At 34.1% G+C, this 22,420-nt stretch carries 24 protein-coding genes and 1 other annotated feature; of the genes, 21 read left to right on the top strand and 3 right to left on the bottom strand.

Features of this window, described 5'->3' with window-relative positions; all coding sequences use genetic code 11:
* From mmsB to MKY60_RS10085, 3 genes are all read left to right on the top strand, one after another.
* On the top strand, window positions 1–1,158 hold the full coding sequence (gene mmsB / locus MKY60_RS10095) for a multiple monosaccharide ABC transporter permease (protein ID WP_241599199.1): 1,158 nt from the start codon (window positions 1–3) through the stop codon (window positions 1,156–1,158).
* A gap of 147 nt (window positions 1,159–1,305) precedes the next feature.
* Complete coding sequence (locus tag MKY60_RS10090; protein WP_340929717.1) at window positions 1,306–2,199, top strand: PucR family transcriptional regulator; 894 nt, start codon at window positions 1,306–1,308, stop codon at window positions 2,197–2,199.
* A 123-nt stretch (window positions 2,200–2,322) separates the two neighbouring features.
* Window positions 2,323–3,420 carry an ABC transporter ATP-binding protein gene (locus tag MKY60_RS10085; protein ID WP_090569474.1) on the top strand — a complete coding sequence of 366 codons (1,098 nt, stop codon included), beginning with the start codon at window positions 2,323–2,325 and terminating at the stop codon, window positions 3,418–3,420.
* A gap of 43 nt (window positions 3,421–3,463) precedes the next feature.
* Here MKY60_RS10085 and MKY60_RS10080 read toward each other — a convergent pair whose 3' ends face one another.
* Window positions 3,464–4,042: a YitT family protein gene (locus MKY60_RS10080; protein WP_241599201.1), complete on the bottom strand. Its 579-nt coding sequence runs from the start codon at window positions 4,040–4,042 to the stop codon at window positions 3,464–3,466.
* 370 nt (window positions 4,043–4,412) lie between these two features.
* Here MKY60_RS10080 and MKY60_RS10075 point away from each other — a divergent pair, with 370 nt between their 5' ends.
* From MKY60_RS10075 to MKY60_RS10050, 6 genes are all read left to right on the top strand, one after another.
* Window positions 4,413–4,841, top strand: coding sequence for a GNAT family N-acetyltransferase (locus MKY60_RS10075; protein WP_340929716.1), 429 nt, complete (start codon window positions 4,413–4,415; stop codon window positions 4,839–4,841).
* 104 nt (window positions 4,842–4,945) lie between these two features.
* Window positions 4,946–5,986: a serine hydrolase domain-containing protein gene (locus MKY60_RS10070; RefSeq protein WP_340929715.1), complete on the top strand. Its 1,041-nt coding sequence runs from the start codon at window positions 4,946–4,948 to the stop codon at window positions 5,984–5,986.
* A 117-nt stretch (window positions 5,987–6,103) separates the two neighbouring features.
* Complete coding sequence (locus MKY60_RS10065; protein ID WP_340929713.1) at window positions 6,104–7,330, top strand: transglycosylase SLT domain-containing protein; 1,227 nt, start codon at window positions 6,104–6,106, stop codon at window positions 7,328–7,330.
* A 453-nt stretch (window positions 7,331–7,783) separates the two neighbouring features.
* Window positions 7,784–8,254, top strand: a complete 471-nt coding sequence (locus MKY60_RS10060) for a DUF4188 domain-containing protein (protein WP_241599205.1) — start codon at window positions 7,784–7,786, stop codon at window positions 8,252–8,254.
* Between the two features lie 164 nt (window positions 8,255–8,418).
* Window positions 8,419–9,258, top strand: coding sequence for a hypothetical protein (locus tag MKY60_RS10055; protein ID WP_340929711.1), 840 nt, complete (start codon window positions 8,419–8,421; stop codon window positions 9,256–9,258).
* Window positions 9,255–10,283, top strand: coding sequence for an ABC transporter permease (locus tag MKY60_RS10050; protein ID WP_340929710.1), 1,029 nt, complete (start codon window positions 9,255–9,257; stop codon window positions 10,281–10,283). Before MKY60_RS10055 ends, MKY60_RS10050 begins: the two co-directional genes overlap by 4 nt.
* 30 nt (window positions 10,284–10,313) lie before the next feature.
* On the opposite strand, the gene MKY60_RS10045 is transcribed toward MKY60_RS10050, so the two are convergent.
* Complete coding sequence (locus tag MKY60_RS10045) at window positions 10,314–10,544, bottom strand: hypothetical protein (protein ID WP_340929709.1); 231 nt, start codon at window positions 10,542–10,544, stop codon at window positions 10,314–10,316.
* 113 nt (window positions 10,545–10,657) lie between these two features.
* On the opposite strand from MKY60_RS10045, the gene MKY60_RS10040 reads away from it, so the two are divergent.
* From MKY60_RS10040 to MKY60_RS10025, 4 genes are all read left to right on the top strand, one after another.
* On the top strand, window positions 10,658–11,203 hold the full coding sequence (locus MKY60_RS10040) for a GNAT family N-acetyltransferase (RefSeq protein ID WP_340929708.1): 546 nt from the start codon (window positions 10,658–10,660) through the stop codon (window positions 11,201–11,203).
* Between the two features lie 41 nt (window positions 11,204–11,244).
* Window positions 11,245–11,463 (top strand) — a binding site (T-box leader).
* Window positions 11,464–11,499: 36 nt separating this feature from the next.
* The gene (gene argS, locus MKY60_RS10035) at window positions 11,500–13,179 is read left to right on the top strand and encodes an arginine--tRNA ligase (RefSeq protein WP_340929707.1); all 1,680 of its coding nucleotides are present in this window, start codon (window positions 11,500–11,502) and stop codon (window positions 13,177–13,179) included.
* 401 nt (window positions 13,180–13,580) lie between these two features.
* On the top strand, window positions 13,581–14,195 hold the full coding sequence (locus MKY60_RS10030; RefSeq protein ID WP_340929705.1) for a hypothetical protein: 615 nt from the start codon (window positions 13,581–13,583) through the stop codon (window positions 14,193–14,195).
* 117 nt (window positions 14,196–14,312) lie between these two features.
* Window positions 14,313–15,566 carry a Y-family DNA polymerase gene (locus tag MKY60_RS10025; protein WP_093495801.1) on the top strand — a complete coding sequence of 418 codons (1,254 nt, stop codon included), beginning with the start codon at window positions 14,313–14,315 and terminating at the stop codon, window positions 15,564–15,566.
* 542 nt (window positions 15,567–16,108) lie between these two features.
* On the opposite strand, the gene MKY60_RS10020 is transcribed toward MKY60_RS10025, so the two are convergent.
* Window positions 16,109–16,909, bottom strand: coding sequence for a helix-turn-helix domain-containing protein (locus MKY60_RS10020; protein ID WP_241599219.1), 801 nt, complete (start codon window positions 16,907–16,909; stop codon window positions 16,109–16,111).
* 241 nt (window positions 16,910–17,150) lie between these two features.
* Between MKY60_RS10020 and MKY60_RS10015 the strand changes: the two genes are divergently transcribed.
* The 8 genes from MKY60_RS10015 (at window position 17,151) to MKY60_RS09980 (ending at window position 22,220) form a co-directional block, all read left to right on the top strand.
* Complete coding sequence (locus MKY60_RS10015) at window positions 17,151–17,621, top strand: DinB family protein (protein WP_340929704.1); 471 nt, start codon at window positions 17,151–17,153, stop codon at window positions 17,619–17,621.
* A 12-nt stretch (window positions 17,622–17,633) separates the two neighbouring features.
* Window positions 17,634–18,032: a group-specific protein gene (locus MKY60_RS10010; RefSeq protein WP_340929703.1), complete on the top strand. Its 399-nt coding sequence runs from the start codon at window positions 17,634–17,636 to the stop codon at window positions 18,030–18,032.
* 140 nt (window positions 18,033–18,172) lie between these two features.
* A complete protein-coding gene (locus MKY60_RS10005) occupies window positions 18,173–18,673 on the top strand; it encodes a hypothetical protein (RefSeq protein ID WP_340929702.1) in 501 nt (166 codons plus the stop codon).
* Window positions 18,674–18,742: 69 nt separating this feature from the next.
* A complete protein-coding gene (locus MKY60_RS10000; protein WP_340929700.1) occupies window positions 18,743–19,234 on the top strand; it encodes an NUDIX hydrolase in 492 nt (163 codons plus the stop codon).
* Between the two features lie 244 nt (window positions 19,235–19,478).
* Window positions 19,479–19,808: a hypothetical protein gene (locus tag MKY60_RS09995; protein ID WP_340929698.1), complete on the top strand. Its 330-nt coding sequence runs from the start codon at window positions 19,479–19,481 to the stop codon at window positions 19,806–19,808.
* 667 nt (window positions 19,809–20,475) lie between these two features.
* Window positions 20,476–20,832, top strand: a complete 357-nt coding sequence (locus tag MKY60_RS09990; protein ID WP_340929697.1) for a hypothetical protein — start codon at window positions 20,476–20,478, stop codon at window positions 20,830–20,832.
* A 282-nt stretch (window positions 20,833–21,114) separates the two neighbouring features.
* Window positions 21,115–21,540 carry a flavoprotein gene (locus tag MKY60_RS09985; protein WP_340929695.1) on the top strand — a complete coding sequence of 142 codons (426 nt, stop codon included), beginning with the start codon at window positions 21,115–21,117 and terminating at the stop codon, window positions 21,538–21,540.
* A gap of 218 nt (window positions 21,541–21,758) precedes the next feature.
* Window positions 21,759–22,220, top strand: coding sequence for a GyrI-like domain-containing protein (locus MKY60_RS09980; protein WP_445678004.1), 462 nt, complete (start codon window positions 21,759–21,761; stop codon window positions 22,218–22,220).
* The last annotated feature ends 200 nt before the right edge of the window (window positions 22,221–22,420 follow it).

Here is a 22,420-nt window from a genome sequence, read left to right as displayed (position 1 = left end):
TTGGGAGAAATTAAAAGCCTTCTCAGCATTAATATACGACGTTTTGGAATGATTATTGCTTTATTTAGTATAATTGTATTATTTCAGATTTTAACAAATGGAATTCTTTTAACCCCATTAAATATAACAAATATTATTATGCAAAATAGCTATATAATCATATTAGCAATTGGGATGATGCTTGTTATTATAACAGGGGAAATTGATTTATCTATTGGATCTATAGCAGCGTTTATAGGAGCAGTTTCTGGAGTGTTACTTGTAACTCTCGATATTCCTGTATTTGTTGCAATTTTACTATGCTTGGTTCTTGGGGCTCTTATTGGAGCTTGGCAAGGATTTTGGGTTGCGTATATAAATATACCTTCATTTATAGTGACCTTAGCGGGGATGTTGATCTTTAGAGGGATAACTTTAATAGTATTGCAAGGTCGTACTCTTGCACCGTTTCCAGATAGCTTTCGAAACTTAAGTTCATCTTTTGTTCCAGAATTATTTGGCGTTAGTGGAATTCATTTATTCAGCATTATTATTGGAATAGTATTTTCAATCATTTTCGTTATTTATGAATTAAGGGTTCGAAGTAAGGATATTAAATATAATTTCAAAACTTTATCAACTCCTTTATTTATAGCGAAACTAGTTACACTAGTAGTTATTATTAATCTATTCTCATATATACTAGCTTCATACGAAGGAATCCCATATGTGTTAATCGTTTTAACTCTTCTAGTAATTGGTTATACCTTTGTTATGAATAAAACTATTTTCGGTAGACATGTATATTCTGTTGGGGGTAATATCAAAGCAGCTCAATTGTCTGGTGTAAAAACGAAAAAGTCTGTATTTCTTGTTTTTGTAAATATGGGTGTTTTGGCAGCTTTAGCTGGTTTAATATTCGCAGGACGACTTAACGCGGCGACTCCTCAAGCGGGTAATCTATTTGAACTGGATGCGATCGCGGCAGCAGTTATTGGTGGTGCGTCATTTTCAGGAGGTATAGGCACTGTAATTGGAGCAGTAATTGGAGCTCTAGTTATGGGTGTTCTAAATAATGGTATGTCCCTCATGGGTATTGGTATTGACTGGCAGCAAGCGATTAAAGGGCTAGTTCTGCTTGGAGCAGTAGCTTTTGATGTACTTAATAGGAATAAGTAATTTAAAATAAGAGAAAGATCAAACGTTACAGTAAAAATCTGTAGCGTTTTTATTATTTCTCTTATTATTTAAATATTATGGTAAAATTTAGAGAAGTCTTCTACCTAGTGAATTCAAGCATTGAGTAGAATAAAAGAGGTGTGTCAAATGATTGACCAGTTAAAGGAAATATACTCTACACTAATAGTATATAAGGATGGATCGAATCAATTAGGCTTAGATTATAAATGGTTTGCCACAGAAAATGATGAAATCATTGGTATACGGAACGATGAGCTAACTTCCAAAGATGTCTCGCTATTAACTACTTTTCTTTCTCCGTATAATGTGAAGTTCCCTACACCAACAGAAGCAGAAAGAAACTGGAGAAAAATTCTTTTTTCTTCTGTTTTGAAAAAAGAAGAAAAGGATTGGAAACCGAGTAATCCCTTTCGATTCGTTTATTTTGCGTTTAATAAAAATCAAATAGAACCGGTCTTGTTTAAAGATGCCATAGAAGCCCTTTTTGATAAACAGGTTCCTATTTTATGGGAAAGTGAGCACGAAGGTTTTATCATAGAGCAGCAAATGATGGAAGAGGAAAGCATTTCATACGAACAGATAATCGATATTTTAATGAGCGATTTATATGTGAAAATTAACTTTTTTGTTGGGCCATACAAAAAGGATATTGTTGAGCTAACACCGCACTACAATTCATTAACCAATGTGGCCAAACGCGTTTTCCTTTATACGAACAAATCGGTAGTGACATATGTGGAAGCCATACCATTTATACTAACAAAGCAAACAGAAGAAGGATTGCGATTGGATATTTCTAAAACTATATTGCAAGAGTACATAAATGACGAAGAGACGATTAAAATGATAGAGACTTTTTTCAAATGTAATTTAAATCTTTCGGAGACAGCAAAAATCCTCCATCTGCACCGAAACAGTTTACAATATCGATTGGATCGTTTTGTTGAGAAGACAGGGATTGATATTCGTCAATTTCATGATGCGATGACTGTATCCTTGGCATTACTAGCTAGAAAATGACTAGTTTTAGTAAATATACACTAAGTTCTTCCTGATCTTTGTGCACTATTCCCATTTCTTGAAAATTTAAAATATAGTATTCTATTAATAATGAAAGCACTTACAATTCAAGGGGGAATCAGGTTGGCTGAACTTAAGTTAGTAAATATTAAAAAGGTATATGACAATAACGTAGTTTCTGTAGAAAACTTCAATTTAGAAATACGGGATAAAGAATTTTTAGTATTAGTTGGCCCATCGGGTTGTGGGAAATCAACTACATTACGTATGATTGCTGGATTAGAAGAAATTTCTTCAGGAGATTTATTTATTGGTGATAAACGAGTGAATGATGTGCCACCAAAAGATCGTAATATTGCGATGGTTTTCCAAAACTACGCGCTTTACCCACATATGGATGTATACAATAATATGGCTTTCGGATTAAAACTTCGTAAATTTAAAAAAGATGAGATTAAAAAACGTGTAGATAACGCTGCAAAAATTTTAGGATTAGAAAGTCTGTTAAATCGTAAGCCGAAAGCTCTTTCTGGTGGTCAACGTCAACGTGTAGCGCTAGGTAGAGCGATTGTTCGGGATGCGGAAGTTTTCTTGATGGATGAACCATTATCTAACTTAGATGCAAAGCTTCGTGTGCAAATGCGCGCTGAAATTCAAAAGCTACATAGCCGTTTGCAAACTACAACGATTTATGTAACGCATGACCAAACAGAGGCTATGACTATGGCTACTAGATTAGTAGTTATGAAAGATGGGATTATTCAACAGGTTGGCGCACCAAAAGAGGTTTACGACGAGCCAGATAATGTATTCGTCGGTGGTTTCATTGGATCTCCAGCGATGAACTTTTTAAATGGTAAGTTGGTTGGCAATCATTTTGTGATGGATGATGTAAAATTGTTAGTACCGGATGGTAGGCTTAAAATTCTTCGCCAGCAAGGATATGACGGAAAGGATATAATTCTTGGTATTCGTCCAGAGGATATTAATGACGAGCAAGTATTCCTAGACTTTTCTCCTGAAACAAAAGTGAATGCATCTATAGAGGTTGCTGAGTTAATGGGTGCTGAAATTATTCTTTATTCGCAAGTAAACAATCAAAACTTCGTTGCACGAATTGATTCGCGGTTCAATATTTCAGCAGGGGATACAATAGACTTAGCATTTGATCTTAGTAAAGCACATTTCTTTGATAAAGAAACGGAACAACGTATTAAATAAAGAAGAAAACCGCCAAAGTAAATTCTTTAGCGGTTTTCTTCTTTTAAACTATTTGAATATTCCTCGTTATCAAACTAGTTGTAATTCCTACAAAAAAGATTGTAATAACCGACAGGAATAACGTATCAGCAGACAATAATAGCCCCCCACATAGAACAACGATGGTATCAATAATAAAGATAAGTATACCTACATTTACCCCTGTTTTATCACTTAGTAACTGAGCAACTAAATCTGTGCCTCCTGTACTTGTCTTAAACCGTAGCATTAAGCCAATGCCTAGACCAACAAAAATTCCACCTAAAATTGAGCTATATATCGCCTCAATATGTATGAAGCCTACTATTGGCTGTAAAAAATCAATCAAAAAAGAGGATATGATCATCCCATGCAAACTATTATAAAAATATTCTCTATAATTGAACCAAGCGATGATAAAGATTGGAATACTAAAAAAAATAATCATTAACCCTGGCTTTAAAGCCCATAGATAATTTAAAATCAAGGCTATTCCAATGATACCACCATCTAACACTTTATATGGTATTAAAAATAGATTAATACCTAATGCTATAAAAATACTCCCACCTAGTATAACTAAGCCTTTTCTCATTAAACGCATCTCATCACTCCCAAGGATACCCATGTATATAGAATATGAGAAAATGAAAGTGAAAATGTAAAAAAACTTGGTTTTGTTAAAGGAAAAATTGGGTTACTACAACTATGTTATTAACACCTAACCGAGTCAATTTCAAAATTACCTTTTTCATTTTAAATCAAGGATATTTGTGTGATTTTCAATTCTTTGATTCGTTTTTATAATATCGTTGATTGGAGAGGAAGGTGACGACTCCAGATACTTTTATGAATAATTGAATCACCCTACAATATATTCAGCCTTTATACAATAATAAAGGGAAAACGATAGTGTGTAACGAATGTTTTAAGGTGCTGAAAAGTTGAAAACGATATTTAAGGAGAATGTTGTAGTGGAAAATTACATAGTAGTAGAGGAATTTAATCAAATACAATTAGAAGAATTACATAGCTTATTTAAAAACGAATGGTGGACACAGAAGCGCTCACTTACTGAAATTAGGAAGTTGTTAGACAATAGTAGTGTAGTACTTGGCTTGATAAACAATAAAACTGGAGAATTAATAGGGTTTGCAAGGGTAAATTCAGATACTTTATATAGAGCATTTATATTTGATGTTATTGCTAAAGAGGATTATAGAAATAGTGGTATCGGTACTATGTTGATGAACAGAATTCTAGAGCATCCTCAAGTTAAAGATGTTGAGAGAGTAGAACTTTACTGTCCCGATAGGTTAATTCCGTATTACGAGAAATTTGGTTTTTCAACAGATGTAAATGGAAGTAAATTAATGAGAATTAGTAATAACATTATTAGATGATTTAGTTAAATGTGAATATCATTTAAATGGTATATTTTTACAATTAATATCAAGAGGAATTTGACTGTACAAAACTAAGATGCAGGTAATGTTGGGGGATAAATATGAAATTAAAAAGTGTCAACATGGAAGAACAAATGAAGCATTATAATGTACTAGGTTTAAGTATTGCTTTGCTTGAGAACGGTCAAATTATCGGAACACAAAATTACGGCTTATTAGCAGCAGGAAGCGATAGAAAAGTAAATGAGAATTCTATCTTCAGTGCCTGTTCTATTAGCAAGTTCTTAACAGGAATGATTGCTTTAAAACTAGTAGAGGAAAGATTTCTCAACTTAGATGAAGATATAAATAAAAGACTAGTATCGTGGAAAGTACCAGAAAATGAATTTACTAAAAATAGTAGAGTTACATTGAGAAACTTACTTAGTCATCTATCTGGAATTAAGGACCCAGAAGGGAGTTTTTTAGAACTAAATTTTGAGTTAGGTATTCCTTCGATGGTTGAATTATTAAACGGGACAACTCCTTATTGTAGAAATCCTATTAGAGTCCAGTGTGAACCAGAGAGTGAATTTCACTATTCAGATGCCGGTTTTTGTATTGTGCAGCAACTTATTGAAGATGTTGTTGGAAAACCGTTTTATCAAGTGGTGAATGAGTTAATTTTTAAGCCATTAGGAATGGGAAATAGCTATTTAAATACAAAGACAATAATAGAAATGGATAAAAAAGAATTTTCTTATGGTCATAATAAAAACGGTGAATTGATAGATCAAAACTATGCTATATATCCATATCCAGCTGCTTCTGGATTATGGACAACTTCTTTAGATTTAGCCCGATTACTTCTTGAACTACTTAATGCTCTAAGAGGAGAGAGTAAGCTTGGTATTTCAAAAAGGTTAGCAAACGAAATGATTACACCGCAAAAAGGGAGGAGTTGGACTGGATTAGGCGTGTTTCTAGAAGGTCCCGAAATAGATTTAGAAATTACATCACTTGGTTGGGGAGTAGGATTTCAATGTATGATGGTAGCACTTCCAAACATTGAAAAAGGGGCAGTTATCATGACGAATGCAGAATTAGGTGTTCATCAAATGGAAGGAATTATCGGACAAATATATAAATCACTTATGTCTTAAATTACACTTTCTTTCTATTACAAGTTTGCAAAGTTGAATGTGGCTGTGAAACTCTAGTTTTACATGGTAAAATATACTAGATAAGTATAAAATATTAAACGAATGGAGAATGAATAAGTGAAATCAATCAAAATATGGACAGGTTTTTTAACTTGTTTACTGTTTTTATCTTTTTCTTATGAAGAAGCATCCGCCGAGTCAACATGGACATCTAAATGTTCAACATATGGAGAAATTAAGCCAAATCAAAACCCAACTTTTCAGCATATAAACTGCCTACTTACGAATGCGGCTTTAGAAGCAAATATTCCGCCCGAAGTAGTAAAAGCCGTGGCTTCAACAGAAAATGGTAATTGGAAACAATTTGATGATAAAGGCCAACCTATAATCTCAAAAGATAATGGGATAGGTCTTATGCAAATTACCAATCAATTAGATTATAATCAAGAAAAATTGAAATCCGATATCACATACAATATACAGGTAGGCGTCGAAATTCTTAGTAAAATGTATAATCGCACAGATCTTCCAAAAATAAAAGATGCTGGACCACAAGTAATCGAAAACTGGTATTTTCCTGTAATGGCATATAACGGTACAAAGCCTGTTAACAGTCCAATATATAAATCTAGTGGATTAAAGAATAAGAATGCTTATCAAGAAAAAGTATTTTCATTTATTGAAAGAGATAGTTATATAAATGATACGAAATTAGGTCAGTTTCCATTTAGTACAGCTGACTTTGAATATGATTCTAACAGTAGTGACAATATTGGATTCCGTAAGATGGATTATACATTAACTGATCAGCTACATGCCTCTGCATATCACTTTCATATCGGCGACAAGGTATCGATAACAGAAGACACTGTAAATTTAAGATCAAAACCTAGTACTTCTTCTGTTCCAAAATCTATATCCAAAAACTCTACATTAATTATTGATGGGAATTTTTTGTTTGACCAATCTTTAACAAGTTTAAATCAATTCGTATGGTACCCAGTTAAGACGGAAGATCAAAAGTTAGCCGGTTATATTTCCTCTGCTTACATTACGAAGAAGTTGGGTGCACCTGTAAGAGTTATGTGGGGAAAAACAGAACTTAAACTAGGGCAAATAGGCAAAGTGACTATTCTATCTAATACAAACTTAGTCAAATTGGCGAACGACGGTTCACTAAATACAGTCCGTCCTTTGAAAAAAGGAGAGGAGTACCGAGTATATAGCTATAAGGGTAATCATGGTGGTTTATATGGTGTTGGTGGAGGAAGTTACGTTCAAAAGTCCACAAAAGTAAAATACGAAACACCATCTAAAAGAAAGTTAGCATTACTTACAAAATAACCTGCACAAAGTAAATGACCCTTTAGCAATGATTTTTATTGTTCAAAAAATCTATACTGCATCCTGTTAATTTATATGCCACTTACTCCAATACCTTATACGTTGGAGTAAGTGGCATTTGTTAATTTATTTACTTGAGTTATTTTCTAATTGCTTATATATACAATTATCCGTTTTTCTAAAATTGATCATCATTGATAACGTGCAAGGTGGCGACTCCAGAGAGCGCAGGGCGCCCTCTGTGACCAATGACGTCCTTTTGACCCACAGAGATGGAAGTTGTGCACACGGAAAGCGTCCGCTTGGAGAGCAATTAAAAGTCGATAAAGAAGGAGTAACATTTTTTATGTAGAACTTATTGTAAAGGAAGAGTTTTTACTGAAGAAGACTACCTATAAAAAATAGAGAATAACTCAATATATTATTTTAATCATAAATTAGGAGGGGAATTTTTTGAGTAAGAAAATTTATAACGGTAGGTTTATTGCTAGTACAGATGAGACTTTTGTTTTATTTTTTATTGGCATGCGTATTAATAAAATCTTTTCATTTACAAAGTGGGTACCAGTTTTTCGTGCAATGGGACCTATGATAAAGGAATTGTACCAGAACCCTGAATTAGGATTTATTCACACTGAATTTCTTCTAAATTGGAGGGGAGTTACACTGATCCAGTATTGGAAGAGCTTTGAGGATTTGGAGGCATATGCTCATGGGAAAACTCATTCTGTAGCTTGGAAATCTTTTAACCAAAAGATTAAAGATGATGGAAGTGTTGGGATTTACCACGAAACATACATAATTGAAAAGAGTGCATCGGAGGCTATATATAATAATATGCCAAGGTACGGGCTTTCCAAAGCTTTTTCTCATATTCAGGTAGTTTCGACGACAGATACAGCAAGGAGTAGAGTAAGTAAATAATGTATCTATGCCAGTTATTTTAACACAACCAAACTAGCAGTATGATATAGTTTTTGCTCACCCTGCCATCAATTTCTTTTGCAATTACTAAAAATTTTCTATCTTTTGTTTTCACTATGTTATGATAATTTCATCATAACTTATTGGCAACAGGGGGATTTTTTGTGAAACGTTTTATGCAGTGGATGCTAAGGTTAGGTGTTGCATTCATCGGTATTCTACTAATCAGTGGATTGCCAATTCTTATTAATGGTTTTCAAAAAGGAGAGCTTTGGTGGAGAGAATATGGTGAACATTTACTCGTGATTTTTCCAATGAATCGTTTCCTAGATACATATTATAGTAGTTATATTGGGGAGTATATCATCTATTCACTAGAAATATTATTTTTAGCACTGCTTGCTGCAGTTATTTTCGCTTTATCATTCACCATAATTACTATGCTTTTTAAGGAACGTTCTCGACAAAGAATCAAGACATTATTTTTCTTTTTAGAGTCATTACCAGATATTCTAGTTATCTTGCTTATTCAATTACTAGTTATCTTTGTGCATAGACATACGGGTGTTTTTATGTCAATCGCATCAACTGGAGGAGAAAAAATCTACCTGCTCCCAGTTTTTTGTTTAATGATTTTGCCGATGGTTCAGCTTTACCGCTTAAGTATGCTGACTTTTGAAGCAGAAGAAAGAAAGTTGTATGTAGAGCTTGCTAGATCTCTTGGGTTTAATAAGGTTATCATTTTACTTTTACATATTTTTCGAAATGCAATCATTAGTATTTTCTTTCAATCTAAAAAAACGATGTGGTTTATGCTGTCAAATTTATTCATCTTAGAGCGTATGTTCAACATGCCTGGAATTATGTTCCACTTAATTGAGCATATGTCTGGAGAATTATTTTTAATAACTGTTTGTAGCTTTTTCATACCAGTGTTTATAATATATAGCTTTTTGGAGTGGTACTTTTTACGTCGGACAAGTCGTGGTGGTGCTGCTGTATGAAATTGCTATGGAAACAACCCTATTTTGTATTTGGTTTTCTCGTAATAGCTTTCTTTCTTATCGGCAGCTTTGTATTTGAATGGATAAATGGCCCAGATCCGAAACAAACCTATTTTTTAATGGAAAAGGGGCGAGTGATTGAGGCTGCGCCACTTTCTCCAAGCTGGCTGCATCCTTTAGGGACCGATCAATATGGCTATGATATGTTCGCTAAAATTATGCTCGGTGCAAAATATACGATTATTTCCGCTATGGGGGTTGCTGCCGTACGAATGCTAATAGCTGTGCCTTTAGGATTTGCAATCGGGACATATTGGCAAAAACGTCGCACCACCATTAATAGTTTCATCGATCCTCTTCATTATGTACCTATGACGATTTTTTCCTATTTAATGCTCTATCCTGTGTTATGGGAGCCGATGGAAGGATTCTCCACAACTGTCTGGGAGCGTATTGTCATACAAGTCGTTTTAATGGCCATTATTACAGTGCCGATTGTTTCTGCACTTATTGGCAATGAAGCGAACTTATTGTATCAGCAGGAATATATTTTAGCCTCGAGAACTCTAGGGGCAAGTAAGTCCCGAATTATTACTAGACATCTATTCCCAATGATGCGAGAAAAGCTATTCGTTTTATATGGTCAGCAGGTCGTAGAAACATTAGTTGTCTTCACTCATTTAGGACTTTTACAATTGTATATCGGAGGGACAGATGTCAGTTATGATCCAATGATGGGTGATCCCCCTAAATCGATTGCCTATGAATGGGCAGGTCTTTTTGGATCCTCCTTCCGTTATTTGCAGGGAGTTCCTTGGTTGCCGCTAGGTCCAGCTATTTGCTTTGCACTTGTCATTTTAGCCATTGCTTCGATGATAGAAGGCTATACTCGAGCTGTTAGTGGTCAAGTGAAAATACCAAGGCGTAAGAAAGTCTCTTTTGTCTCAGATAAAACTGTGGAGTGGAATCAACAGCAACTAAAAGAAAAAATGCAGTTACTTTATAAGGAAAAACAAAAACTGTAGAAAGTTATCTGCAGCTTTTGTTTGGAACATTTATTCTTCTACTTTTTTACCTCTTGTTAACTTTTCAAATGGTTTCATTTCTTTATCCCGTTTTGGAAGATAGTTGAATGGATTTCTTTCTTGAGCAAATTCTTCTTTTGCATTCAATTGAATACCGATTTTAGCACCAGCAGTTGCCGTTGGATCATTTACTATATTTTCTTTTTTACCATCCAAATGTGGTGTGGGATTCACATGTGGATTGTCACTTCTTCGTGGCATTATATCATCTCCTTTGTAGTTAATATGACAAAGGAGAGGTGGTTCTATTCGAGGTTTGTGTTTTCCCTTTTTACTAAGCAAATTTATTTTACAAATGAATCGAGGTTTTAACAATGACGACTATGCCAATTATTGAAACGTCAAGATTATTATTAAGAGAAGTTACAAACGAGGATGCTTCTGACATGTTACGCTATTTGTCAGATAAGGATGTTGTAAAACATATGGGATTGGAACCTTTTCAATCTGTAGAAGACGCTCTAGATGAAATCAGTTGGTATCATTCTATCCGCAAAGATGAATCTGGCATTAGATGGGGAATTACGCTAAAAGATGCTGGAAAGGTTATCGGAAGCTGCGGATTTCTTAATAGAAGTACAAAAAATTACCGTGCTGAGGTAGGATTCGAATTGAGCAAAGAATATTGGGGAAAAGGAATTGCTTTTGAAGCTCTAGAAGCAGTTATTAAGTTTGGTTTTAATCATTATTCATTCGAACGAATCGAAGCCTTGATCGAACCAGCCAATGCCCCTTCACAAAAGTTAGTGGAGAAACAGGGGTTTAAAAGAGAGGGCTTACTAAGACATTATGAATATACTTGTGGAAAATTTGATGATTTGTATATGTATTCTATTTTAAAAGATGATTTAGACAGTTGACATAATTTTGAACTTCTTGTAAGATATCTAAAATCATAATGTTAAATTCATTGAAGAAGAGAGTAGTCGATACGAGACTGGGAAGCGAGTTAGGGATGGTGGGAGCCTAATACACGAAGAATCGATGAACCGCACTTTGGAGAAATGTCCTGAAAGTCTAGTAGGGAAAATCGGGGAAGGCACCTCGTTACGAACGGAAAAGCGGTCACAATTGTGGCAACTAGAGTGGTACCACGGGAATTTTAGCTCTCGTCTCTTATTTAGAGACGAGAGCTTTTTATATGGGAGGAAAATACATGAACCTGACAAATCAAATCGCAAATGTCATTTCAATTGCTTTAGAAAATGAATGGACTGCTGAACAAGTAGAACTGTTACTGGAAAAGCCAAAACAGACAGAATTGGGAGATATTGCATTTCCTTGTTTTACATTAGCCAAAAAATTCCGTAAAGCTCCACAGCAAATAGCGCTAGAGTTAAGTGCGAAACTAGAGGATCAATTAATAGCTAGCGTTCAAGTTGCTGGTGGATACGTGAATATTTTCCTCAATCAAGCTTTTGTTACAAACCAAGTTTTACATTCTATTATGACGGATTTACAGAAGTATGGAAGTAAAAATAGCATGCATGAAAAAATTGTAATCGATTTTTCCTCACCGAATATAGCGAAGCCTTTTTCCATGGGGCATCTACGTTCAACTGTAATCGGTAACTCCTTAGCAAATATTGCGGAGAAGAATGGGTATGAAGCTATTCGCATTAATCATCTAGGAGATTGGGGTACACAATTTGGCAAGCTAATAGTTGCTTATAAATTATGGGGAAGCAAAGAGAAAATACTTGCAGCACCTATTGAAGAGTTATTGAAGATTTATGTACATTTTCATGATCTGGCAGAAAAAGATGATTCTTTAAATGATCAGGCTCGTGCAGCTTTTAAATTACTTGAAGAAGGTGACGAAGAGGCTCTAACCCTATGGAATTGGTTTAAAGAAGCATCTTTAAAGGAGTTCCAAATAATATATGAACTTTTAGGAGTTCATTTTGACTCTTATGCTGGGGAGGCTTTTTATAATGATAAAATGACTAGAGTAGTTGACGACTTAAAGAAAAAGGGATTGTTAATTGAATCTAACGGTGCTTTTGTAGTAGAAATCGAAGATATGCCACCTAGTCTGATTACCAAAAAAGATGGGGCGACTCTTTATGCGACACGCGATCTAGCAGCAGCTATGTATCGTCATCAAACATTTCATGCGTGTAAAACGTTTTATGTTGTGGGGAATGAACAAACACTTCACTTTAAACAACTTTTTTCTGTACTAGAAAAAATGGGATTTGAATGGTCCAAAAATCTAGTGCATGTTCCATTTGGTATGATGCTCAAAGACGGTAAAAAAATGTCTACACGTAAAGGTAAAGTCATATTGCTTGCGGACGTAATAACTGATGCTATTAAGACTGCTCAGCATAATATTGAAGAGAAAAATCCAACATTAGAAAATAAGGAAGAAGTTGCAAAACAAGTTGGAGTAGGTGCAGTGATTTTCAATGATTTAAAAAATGACCGGATGAATGATATTGAGTTCTCGTTGGAACAGATGCTTAACTTTGAGGGAGAAACTGGTCCTTATGTACAATATACCAATGCTCGAATTTGTTCATTGCTTCAAAAAGGTAGCTTTGAGGCTGAAGCATTCACTTTTTCTTCTATTGGGGTTGAAGCTTGGCCAATTATCCAGCTACTCGAGGATTTTCCACGTGTAGTAGAAAAGGCATTTGATAATGCGGATCCATCCCAAATTGCAAAGTTCAGTTTACTGCTTGCGCGCCAGTTCAATAAATATTATGCTAGAACAAAAATTTTAGCAGATGATGGAACGACTTCTTCTAAGTTAGCATTCGCATTTTCAGTTTCTGTTGTCCTGAAGGAATCCTTACGACTTCTAGGTGTACCAGCTCCAGAGAAAATGTAATACTAATAGAACTCATATACAATTAGATTAATTAACACTCCCGCTAGCCTGGGAGTGTTGTTTTATTTGAGGGCTATATGAAGGGATTTTTGACCTTAGATAGAATAAGTATGGTAGTACGTATTGGAGGATAGTTGATAAAGATAATTGAATCAGTATAAAAGCTTAGGATGCATATTTCCTAGAAAAAATATAACCGGGAATAGTGCAGATATAGCAATTCTAACTGCAAATACAATCGAACTTTCTCATTATAGTTCTCATTATCGGAAATCTGGACGAAGCCATTGAGCCGTGAAATCATTTAATCTTTCCATCGAAGTAATTGAGTCGAAAATGTGGATGATGCCATTGAACAAATCAATGAGTTAAACCGGAGGAAATAAGAAAGGAAGGCTTATATGAAAAAAAGAGAAGTGGATCAATCTGACTATTATGACCAAAAGCTTTTGCCGCTCGATGACCAACTATGTGAACTTTTAAAACAACGTAAAGACCTTTCAAACAACAATCCAGGTGTTCCACCAATTGAATCGATCTCCGATTGGGCGGAAAAGTATGGAGTTTATGAGGATTTGTTAAACTCGTTGTTTGGATTATTGAGAAATGAGGAAATCTTTCGGCCACAGGTTGAACCAACTAATTTCAGAAGACATCTGCCAGTTATGAAAGCGATTGAAAAGGATGAACGCTTATACTCAATTACATTCATTCGGCAGTTTGATAATGCAAGTGTAATATACCTTACTATAGATTGGGATGCCCCGAACATTTCCGATCCTCTGGAGGAAATGCGTCGGAGTCGTTCTGAAGGTGCTTTATATCTATACATCAATGATAATTTTGATTGTCGTCCTACTGGAAAAAGAGGATCGGAAGGTCATTTTACACACAAATTTATTGTATCTCCAGCACTTCCAGATGATTTAACCGGATTAAGTTTAATTTTTACTGAGTATAAGAGTCATTTAAAAGAGAACCTTACCGGTCTCGAATTTGTCATTAATCTCGAATAATTAAAAGCATTCCTACGATAAGAGCGTTTTTTCATACACTAGTATTTACCATTGAATAAGAACTTGTGTTCGTAATATACTATAAAGAACGTAAGTTCCTAGAAGGGAGTAAATAATATGTATGAGGGACTAAAAAATCGGCAAATTATATGCATTGATATACGAAGTTTTTTTGCAAGTTGTGCAGCAGCAGACGCAGGTCTGGATGTTACGAATACCCCGATTGCGGTCATCGGAAATTTGCAGCAAAAAGGAAGTATCGTGCTTGCTGCATCTCCACCTATGAAAAAACAGTTTGGTGTAAAGACTGGAACTCGTTTGTTTGAAATACCAGATCATCCTTCGATACATCTTATCGAACCTAAAATGGAGTTTTTCGTTCGAGTATCGATGGAAATTACACGCTATTTACACCAGTTTGTCCCACACGAATCAATTCATGTATACAGTGTTGACGAGTGTTTCGTAGATCTTGGAGGAACAGAAAAGCTGTGGGGGCCCGTTGAAAACACAATAAAACGTATTCAAGATGAACTGTATGCTCAATTTCAATTACCTTGTGCGGTTGGAATGGGACCTAATATGCTTATGGCTAAGTTAGCCCTAGATCTAGAAGCGAAAAAAACTGGTTTTGCTAAATGGACGTATGATGACGTTCAGGAAAAATTGTGGCCAGTAACTCCCTTAAGTGAAATGTGGGGGATTGGTTCTCGTCTCCAAAAGACTCTAAATAATATGGGGATTTTCAAGGTTGGGCAATTAGCAAATACTCCATTATCTCTACTCGAGGAGAAGTTTGGTGTGATGGGAAACCAACTTTATTTTCATGCGTGGGGAGTAGATATATCCGAGCTTGGAGCACCTCTAGCAGAAGGACAAATTAGTTATGGAAAGGGTCAAATATTATTTCGGGATTATCGTAGTAAAAAAGAAGTTATGGCAGTCGTTTTAGAAATGTGTGAGGATGTTGCTAGGCGTGCACGTGAAGCAGAGATGGTTGGTAGAACGATACATCTATCCGTTGGGTACAGCCAAGACGAATTTGGCGGAGGTTTCAATCGTTCTCGTTCAATCGATGAACCTACAAATGCTACATTGACCATTTATAAAGTATGTGAACAAATCTTTGATGAATTTTACGATCGCCGTCCTGTTCGGAAATTATCCATCTCGATTACCAATTTAGAACCAGAGTATTCGATGCAATTAAGTTTGTTTGAAGAAAATAAATGGAAAGAACGAAAGCTTGGGAAAACTATGGATGCCTTACGTAGTAAATACGGATCTACTGCAATTTTACGTGCAGTATCTTACACAGAAGCAGGAACTGCAAGAACACGTGCAGGATTACTTGGTGGGCATAAAAAGTAAAAGGAAAGAGTCAGCCCGTAAAAGGGAATGCATAGTAAAGAAATTATGCTGTGCCAAGTCAAATCCATAAACGTATTTATGGCTACATCACGCGGCATTCTTTCACATGTTCTTTGATACTGTAGATAAGTAAGGAATTAGTTGTAGAAAGACCAAGCTAAATGGAGGTGCAAAAATGTTATTATTATGGCAGCTTTCATTATTTGTTTCAATTTTAGCTTTAATGCTGGGTATTGTTAAAAGGTCTTGGGTGTACATAATAATTAGTACTTTCACATTCATACCGATAGCATATTACTTTTCAGGGGCAAATAATGAATGGAAATATGTTGGTTTGACTCCGATAATACTACTTGTTCTAACGATATTAATTTGGTTCATAAGCAAGAAAAAATTGAAGTCAATTAAAGGATAAATCGGAAGCGATTGTTTCAACAGAAACAGTCGCATTTTTACTAAAGAGTTAGTTAAGAGGAGTAATTCTTTTTCTCGAGAGGCACGCATAAGTAACTTGAAATACCAGTGAAGCCTAAGCCTATAGGTCACTCCTCAAACTCCGCATAGAATTTAAACAAGTCTCTTTGGCAAATTTTTTCGAAAATACCCACGTAATAACCTGCAAGATTGCGAACTTTTTTCTTTTGTGATGCATGCAATGAAATAGTCAATGCCTGGTATCCAATTTTTTCATAGAAGTCCTTATGCTGAGGAAAGTAATTAGTAACACGGTAAGTCAGGCTACGGTAAACACCATATAATTGACTTACTGTCTTTTGATCTTCTCCAAGCATCGAGAAAATAGTTGATTGGAACAGTTGGTAGAATGTACTCAAATTTTTATTTGTAGAATTATCTACGGAAAATGAAGAGGATACAATTTCGTTAGAATACGTTTTATGTAATAATTCTTTTTTAGAGCTTAAAGAATAATACGTTTCTTCTTGCGAAAGGTGCTGTTCAGTACTTGGATTTACTAGCGTTTGAGAATCTACTCGACTGATCATTTCCGATTGGTCATCGAAAGGCAAAATGATTAAAATATTAGCTCCATAACCCTTTGTCACACGTCGAATAGTTGAGATTCTCTTAATGACATGAAGGCTTTCTAGCTTGCGCAACGTCCGTCGAACAGTCGCATCCGATTTAGTTATTGCTTGAGAAATTGTCTCAACTTTCAAATGAGTAGCTCCAGCATATTTACACGCATACTGCGCGAGCAAAGATAGCACTGCACGATCCGTATCATTTAACTTATAACAATTCTGCGTTATATGCGACCTAATATGTGTATCCATTTCTTGAACGCTTTCAAATACTTGAAATGTCTTTAGATAGATAGTCATCTAATTTCCCCCTAGAGTCCGAAGTGAATTTGCGATTAGTCAACTGCTTCCCAACCATTACATAGAAGAAAATAGGGAGAAAGGATACAATATGAATAGATAGCACAGTAAACAGAACTTTAAAATAATGACTTCCAACAAAGGGGGTCATTTTTTATATGGAAAATGAGAAGGGATTTAGAGCAATCGAGGAGAATACATTTAAGGACAGGAGCATTAAACGAAATTAGGGGGAGTAGGATTGGAACAAAAAATTTTTGAGCATATGCAGACAGTAAGAGGAATAACAGAAAAATCTATCCAACAAATACCCGAGGAACTAGCAGATATTATTCCAAAAGGATTTTCGAATAATATTCGTTGGAATTTTGGTCACATTGCATATATACAGGAAAAACTAGTATTTGGTGTCTCAGGAGATAAGATGACTCTTCCTGAAGCATATGAAGTCTTTTTTAGTGCAGGCACGAAACCAGCTAATTGGATTGGCACTCCACCTTCACTCGCAGCAATTTCGGATGAACTGATTGCACAAAAACAAAGAATAGAAAATTCCCTACCTGGAAATCTACAAAAAAAATTACCTGAACCTTTCACTAACAAGGCTGGCATTACATTTCACACACTTGGAGAAACATTTCTATTCAGTTTCTATCACGAAGCACTACATATGGAATCCGTCAAAAGGATTTATAGAACTATTAAACAATAAAAGGGGGAAACTATGAAGTTTTATATTGCATCTAGCTTTAAAAATATAGAGTTGGTGAGATATGTTAGTGAAAATCTAAAGAATAGAGGGTATATCCATACGTATGATTGGACTGTAAATGAAAATGTAAAAACATTAGAAGAGTTAAAGATAATAGGTGAAAAAGAGAAAACTGCTGTAATAGAAGCTGATTTTGTTGTAGTTATATTACCAGCAGGTAAAGGGAGCCACATTGAACTAGGTATTGCTATTGGAAATAGGAAAAATATCTATCTGTATTCACCAAACAAGGAGATAGATAATATTGAAACAACAAGTACCTTTTATCATTTACCCGAAATCTTAAAATGCTTTGGAACATTAGATGAGTTAGTTGAAATTATAGACAATAAATCACTTAATGTTTCATAGTCAATTAATGGTGTACTTTAACGAAACAGCCACAGCCCTGTCATGAGACAGCCTAGAGCGTTACTCAACTAAAGACAGGTTTGTTACACATCCTAGAAACAATTGGATGTGTAATTCGTCATCTATTTTAGGGTGATGTTTTGAAAAAACGGGCAATTATTATGCTTTGCTTATTAGTAGTTATACTATTTTTTATTTGGAATAAAACTGCTTTAATAAATCCACTTGGAATCGTACATTCGTATAAAACGGAATGGGGAATTAATGTTCCGATGCCAGAAAAAAGAGAAGAGGTATGGAAATCTGAAGCAAGTTTCCATGGCGATGGAGAATGGGTCAATATTTTTCAATACTCAAAGCAAAAAATCTCTATTAAAGATAGTGGCATGATCGCACTGTCAACAGATAATGTAGATGAAGTAAAAAATAAAATTGAACACTTTATAACTACTACCATTGCAATGTACCAATTGCAGGGAAAAGATATAGAACAGGTAAAAAAGGCTTTTGCATATTGTTCTATTAATCCTCAAGTAGGCGATTTGTACTTTTATAGAGAAAATAATGGTGGATTAGATTACTTTATCGCTTTATTCATACAAGACGAAAACAAATTGTATACATTTGAGTGGCATCAATAATTTTAAAAGAGTTGTAAGCAGGTTAGTTAGCATAACGCTGGAGATTCTGTTTAAAGGAAGAGTGAAGAATTGACAACCAAATATGTGAACTGGGGAAATTCAAAAGTAAAATTAACCTGGAAGTGTGATTCACAACTTCCGCCAAGAAAGTTAATTACAAGCGTACACGGTTTCTGTTTTAAAGAAGAAAAGATACTTTTGGTTAATTTAGATCATAGAGGGTGGGATTTTCCAGGTGGTCATATTGAACAAGAAGAAACATCTGAAGATTGTTTAAAACGTGAGGCGTACGAAGAGGGGTATGTAACAGGTAAAGTCTTTCTTTTAGGCCATATTATAGTTGACCACAATGAAAATCCAAATTGGGATGCAAGTAGCAATTACCCAAAGGTAGGCTATCAAGTATTCTATCGTATGGACATTGAACGACTACACGATTTCCAAGCAAAGTTTGAGTCTGCTGAAAGAACTCTTATAAGTCCGTGTGAAATAACAGAATACTATAAAGACTGGAATGAACTATATCAAGAAATACTTGATTATGCTGTAGTTCTAAAATAATTCATCTTTAATAAACGGATACTTTAAAGAGCTGATATTACAGCTCTTTTTTCTTCTTCAATTAATGCCAGCTGGTTAGTTAAATAAGTCATCCAAATAAAGGAGGAGACAACTATTGAGTTGAGAAATTATGTATTATGAATATAAATTACTACTAAAGTCAAATGGTAGGTGCGAATAGTTATTCAATAAACGAGTGCCCAAATTAAATAAGGCTTATAAAAAGACAGCAAATAAAAGGAGAGTGGTTCAAATAATAACCTCTATATCCGTTATTATATTTTTTTTTATAATGGCTTTCATTCTAACTTTTAAACGTTCTTGGTCACTTAATCTAATGATATGGGGTATGTATTTAGCGATAATTTTTACGCCTATATTCATTGTTGCTGGTTCAATCATTGTTAGCGACATAACACAAGATGGATTTGCAGGAATTGGATTTCTGTTAATATTCGTACCTCTTGAAATAATTGCAATCCTCATGTTTATTGTTGGCTGTATAGGGAGTATAACGAAAAAAATTAATAAGAAAAAGACACAACATGCAAATCCATCAGATGTGTCATTATAAAATGGATTATTCTATTAAATTCTATCAGATGCTAAACTTCAAGAAGGGTGTTCAAATGGTCATGTAATATTATCCATAATTCTTTTAAGAATAGGTAGGTAAAAAGTTTGAGGAAGGTTATATTTCCATTATTTTATGTATGCGAATGGGTTCTATTTTTTTGTGTTCTTGTTTTTCTCTTTATATTCAATTTGACCAATATCTTTAACTTAATCTATATAGATATGCCTTGGGAGGAGCCAATTTCTTTAACTTCATCTTTCATGAAGCCATTGCTTTGGGTATTAGGAATGGGGTTGATTATTTACTTTTATATTAGGTATTTAATTGGGAATAGAATCTATAAGATAATAAAGCTTGTTATTTGGACACTTCTATTCGGGTTAAACTCATTTATTTGCATGCTTTGGTTGAGTGTTAATGATACTAATTTGTATAAGAATGATCGTATTTTACTTTTACTAATAATATTATTTAGCATCATATTTACAATCCAAACCATCTTAAAATTCCGTAATGAAATAAGGTGAAAAACGCTTCTTAATTCAACTAATAGTATGACAGTCCAAAAATCTGAGGTAGCTCTTTATTTATAGTTTAAGAAGGAATTCTGAAGACTATTGAAGAAATAACTAATCAGTATAATCTATTGTGTGGAGTGAGTAATATGATTATTAGAAAGCTAGTTACCGCTGTAACCACTTGTGTATTGGTTATGTTAATCTATTTCTTCGAAGAACAGACTGCTTTTGTAATCGTAGTGATTTTATATTTACTTCCAATACTTTTGATTTATGGAGTACCAGCATCACTCCTTTCTGATTTCGTCACAAAAAAACTTAGAGGACTGTCTAGAAGAAGTTGTGCATTATTAATACATTTATTCCTAGGTGCTTTGTTTGTTGTGATTCCAATCTTGTTAACAGGATGGGAGAGGAAATTCTACTTTCAGACATCAAGAGCTTATTCTCTAATTTTTATTTCATTACCTCTCTTCTATCTTCATGTCTGTTCTACTGTTTAGATGAGTTTCTTAGATCTAAATTAGCTAAATGTTTGTATAAAAGAGCTAAAGCTCTGTTTGAAAAGATTGGGGATATGAGAATTTAGAAAAGTGAAATTATCTTGTGTTCATTAATAGCAAATTATTTTGACCTAAATTGTTGGCAAATGATGGGCTTTAATGAAAGTTCATTGATTTATTATTTCAATACATTTTTCTTGTTCAATTTTAGACGCAGCTATGTTGAACAAGTAGTAATTTATACAGAATTGTAACTATAACAACAGTGAAGGAGGTTCTTTAATGGATAATCAATTTTCAAAATTTTTAGATATATATTTAGATATTTGGAGAGAATCATCTTTAAAGGACTTGAAAAAATTAATATCACGTGATTATAAAGCAAGAGAAATAATAGGTGGAGATATATTTGACTTTGGTTATGAAGAATCATTAAATGGATGGGAACAAGGTTTTAGCTTTGCTAAAGAAAATAATGCTCAATGGAATATAAATGTAATCTCAATCCTACCTCTAAGAGAAAATGAAACTATGGCTATCTTATCAGCAACTTTGATTATACAAGGTAAGAGTATTGAAACAGCGAATTTGTTCTTTCAGACGTTTAAAAAAGATAGCATTAACGATTGGAAATTAGTTAGAAGTTATATAGAAGCTGGAATTCCTTTTATTAGTGCAAACAGTGTGCTATTCAATAAAGGCAAATAGTAAAAAAAGGTATATAAAAATAAAGAGTCTGCATTTCTTCAAGGTTATCGAAGATATCATAAACTTACAAATAAAAATTAAAACGCTTAATAAAATTAACTTTGTGAAAAGAAGTAGCATGAGTTCAAGTTGTTAGAGTACAAAATTCATCTCCATAAAAAAAGAATTAATAAAGAATTATCATATATAGAGGGGGAAATAAAGTGTCAGAAACAACAATGCAAAATAAGACTATTAAAGAGCTTGATGAATTAAGGTTAGTAGGTTTTCGAGTTTTATGTTCTAATGACCAATATTTAGTTGAAATACCCAAAGCGTCATTAAAGTTAAGTCACCGTTTAAGTGAAATTAAACAGGTTGTTAATCCAACTGAACAATTTGGTGCATTTGTTGTGGAAAATGAAACTGCTGATGAAGATGGCTACTGGGTTTGTGTGGAAGTTAAAGAATACACAGATATTCCATCTGATATGGTAACTCTAACGATACCACCTCAAAAATATGCTGTTATGAGACATAGAGGCTCAAATTATAAAATAATGGAAACATATAATGACTTACATAAGTGGGTTGAAGACAATAATTATGTGAGACTAGCAAATAAATGGCATATTGAAAGATATTATGATTGGAAAGATACCGAAAAAGTAGATGTTGAGCTGTTAGACACTATTGAATAAAATATATTAGTCTTACAACTAAGATAATCAACCTTTGTGAGCTGAATTACTGTATCGGGATTGATATTTGTTAATATAACACTATTATGTTGAAAACAGGTATTGAATACCTAGTAACAATATAATAGTGTTTTTTCGCGTTTTTACATGTATCTTTGAAGAAAAATGATGTGTAAATATTTATATTACATAATGAATTC

The sequence above is a fragment of the Psychrobacillus sp. FSL K6-1415 genome (assembly GCF_038003185.1).
GTDB classification, from domain to species: Bacteria; Bacillota; Bacilli; order Bacillales_A; family Planococcaceae; genus Psychrobacillus; species Psychrobacillus psychrodurans.
Note: the sequence above shows the minus strand (reverse complement) of the source record. Positions and strands in the feature narration are given on the sequence as shown.

What these genes read in the sequence shown, in the direction of transcription:
- MKY60_RS10090 (WP_340929717.1), top strand. Translation starts at nt 1,306, where the DNA reads ATGATTGACCAGTTAAAGGAAATATACTCTACACTAATAGTATATAAG.
- MKY60_RS10080 (WP_241599201.1), bottom strand. Translation starts at nt 4,042, where the DNA reads ATGCGTTTAATGAGAAAAGGCTTAGTTATACTAGGTGGGAGTATTTTT.
- MKY60_RS10070 (WP_340929715.1), top strand. Translation starts at nt 4,946, where the DNA reads ATGAAATTAAAAAGTGTCAACATGGAAGAACAAATGAAGCATTATAAT.
- MKY60_RS10050 (WP_340929710.1), top strand. Translation starts at nt 9,255, where the DNA reads ATGAAATTGCTATGGAAACAACCCTATTTTGTATTTGGTTTTCTCGTA.
- MKY60_RS10045 (WP_340929709.1), bottom strand. Translation starts at nt 10,544, where the DNA reads ATGCCACGAAGAAGTGACAATCCACATGTGAATCCCACACCACATTTG.
- MKY60_RS10040 (WP_340929708.1), top strand. Translation starts at nt 10,658, where the DNA reads ATGACGACTATGCCAATTATTGAAACGTCAAGATTATTATTAAGAGAA.
- argS (WP_340929707.1), top strand. Translation starts at nt 11,500, where the DNA reads ATGAACCTGACAAATCAAATCGCAAATGTCATTTCAATTGCTTTAGAA.
- MKY60_RS10030 (WP_340929705.1), top strand. Translation starts at nt 13,581, where the DNA reads ATGAAAAAAAGAGAAGTGGATCAATCTGACTATTATGACCAAAAGCTT.
- MKY60_RS10025 (WP_093495801.1), top strand. Translation starts at nt 14,313, where the DNA reads ATGTATGAGGGACTAAAAAATCGGCAAATTATATGCATTGATATACGA.
- MKY60_RS10020 (WP_241599219.1), bottom strand. Translation starts at nt 16,909, where the DNA reads ATGACTATCTATCTAAAGACATTTCAAGTATTTGAAAGCGTTCAAGAA.
- MKY60_RS10010 (WP_340929703.1), top strand. Translation starts at nt 17,634, where the DNA reads ATGAAGTTTTATATTGCATCTAGCTTTAAAAATATAGAGTTGGTGAGA.
- MKY60_RS09990 (WP_340929697.1), top strand. Translation starts at nt 20,476, where the DNA reads ATGATTATTAGAAAGCTAGTTACCGCTGTAACCACTTGTGTATTGGTT.
- MKY60_RS09985 (WP_340929695.1), top strand. Translation starts at nt 21,115, where the DNA reads ATGGATAATCAATTTTCAAAATTTTTAGATATATATTTAGATATTTGG.
- MKY60_RS09980 (WP_445678004.1), top strand. Translation starts at nt 21,759, where the DNA reads ATGCAAAATAAGACTATTAAAGAGCTTGATGAATTAAGGTTAGTAGGT.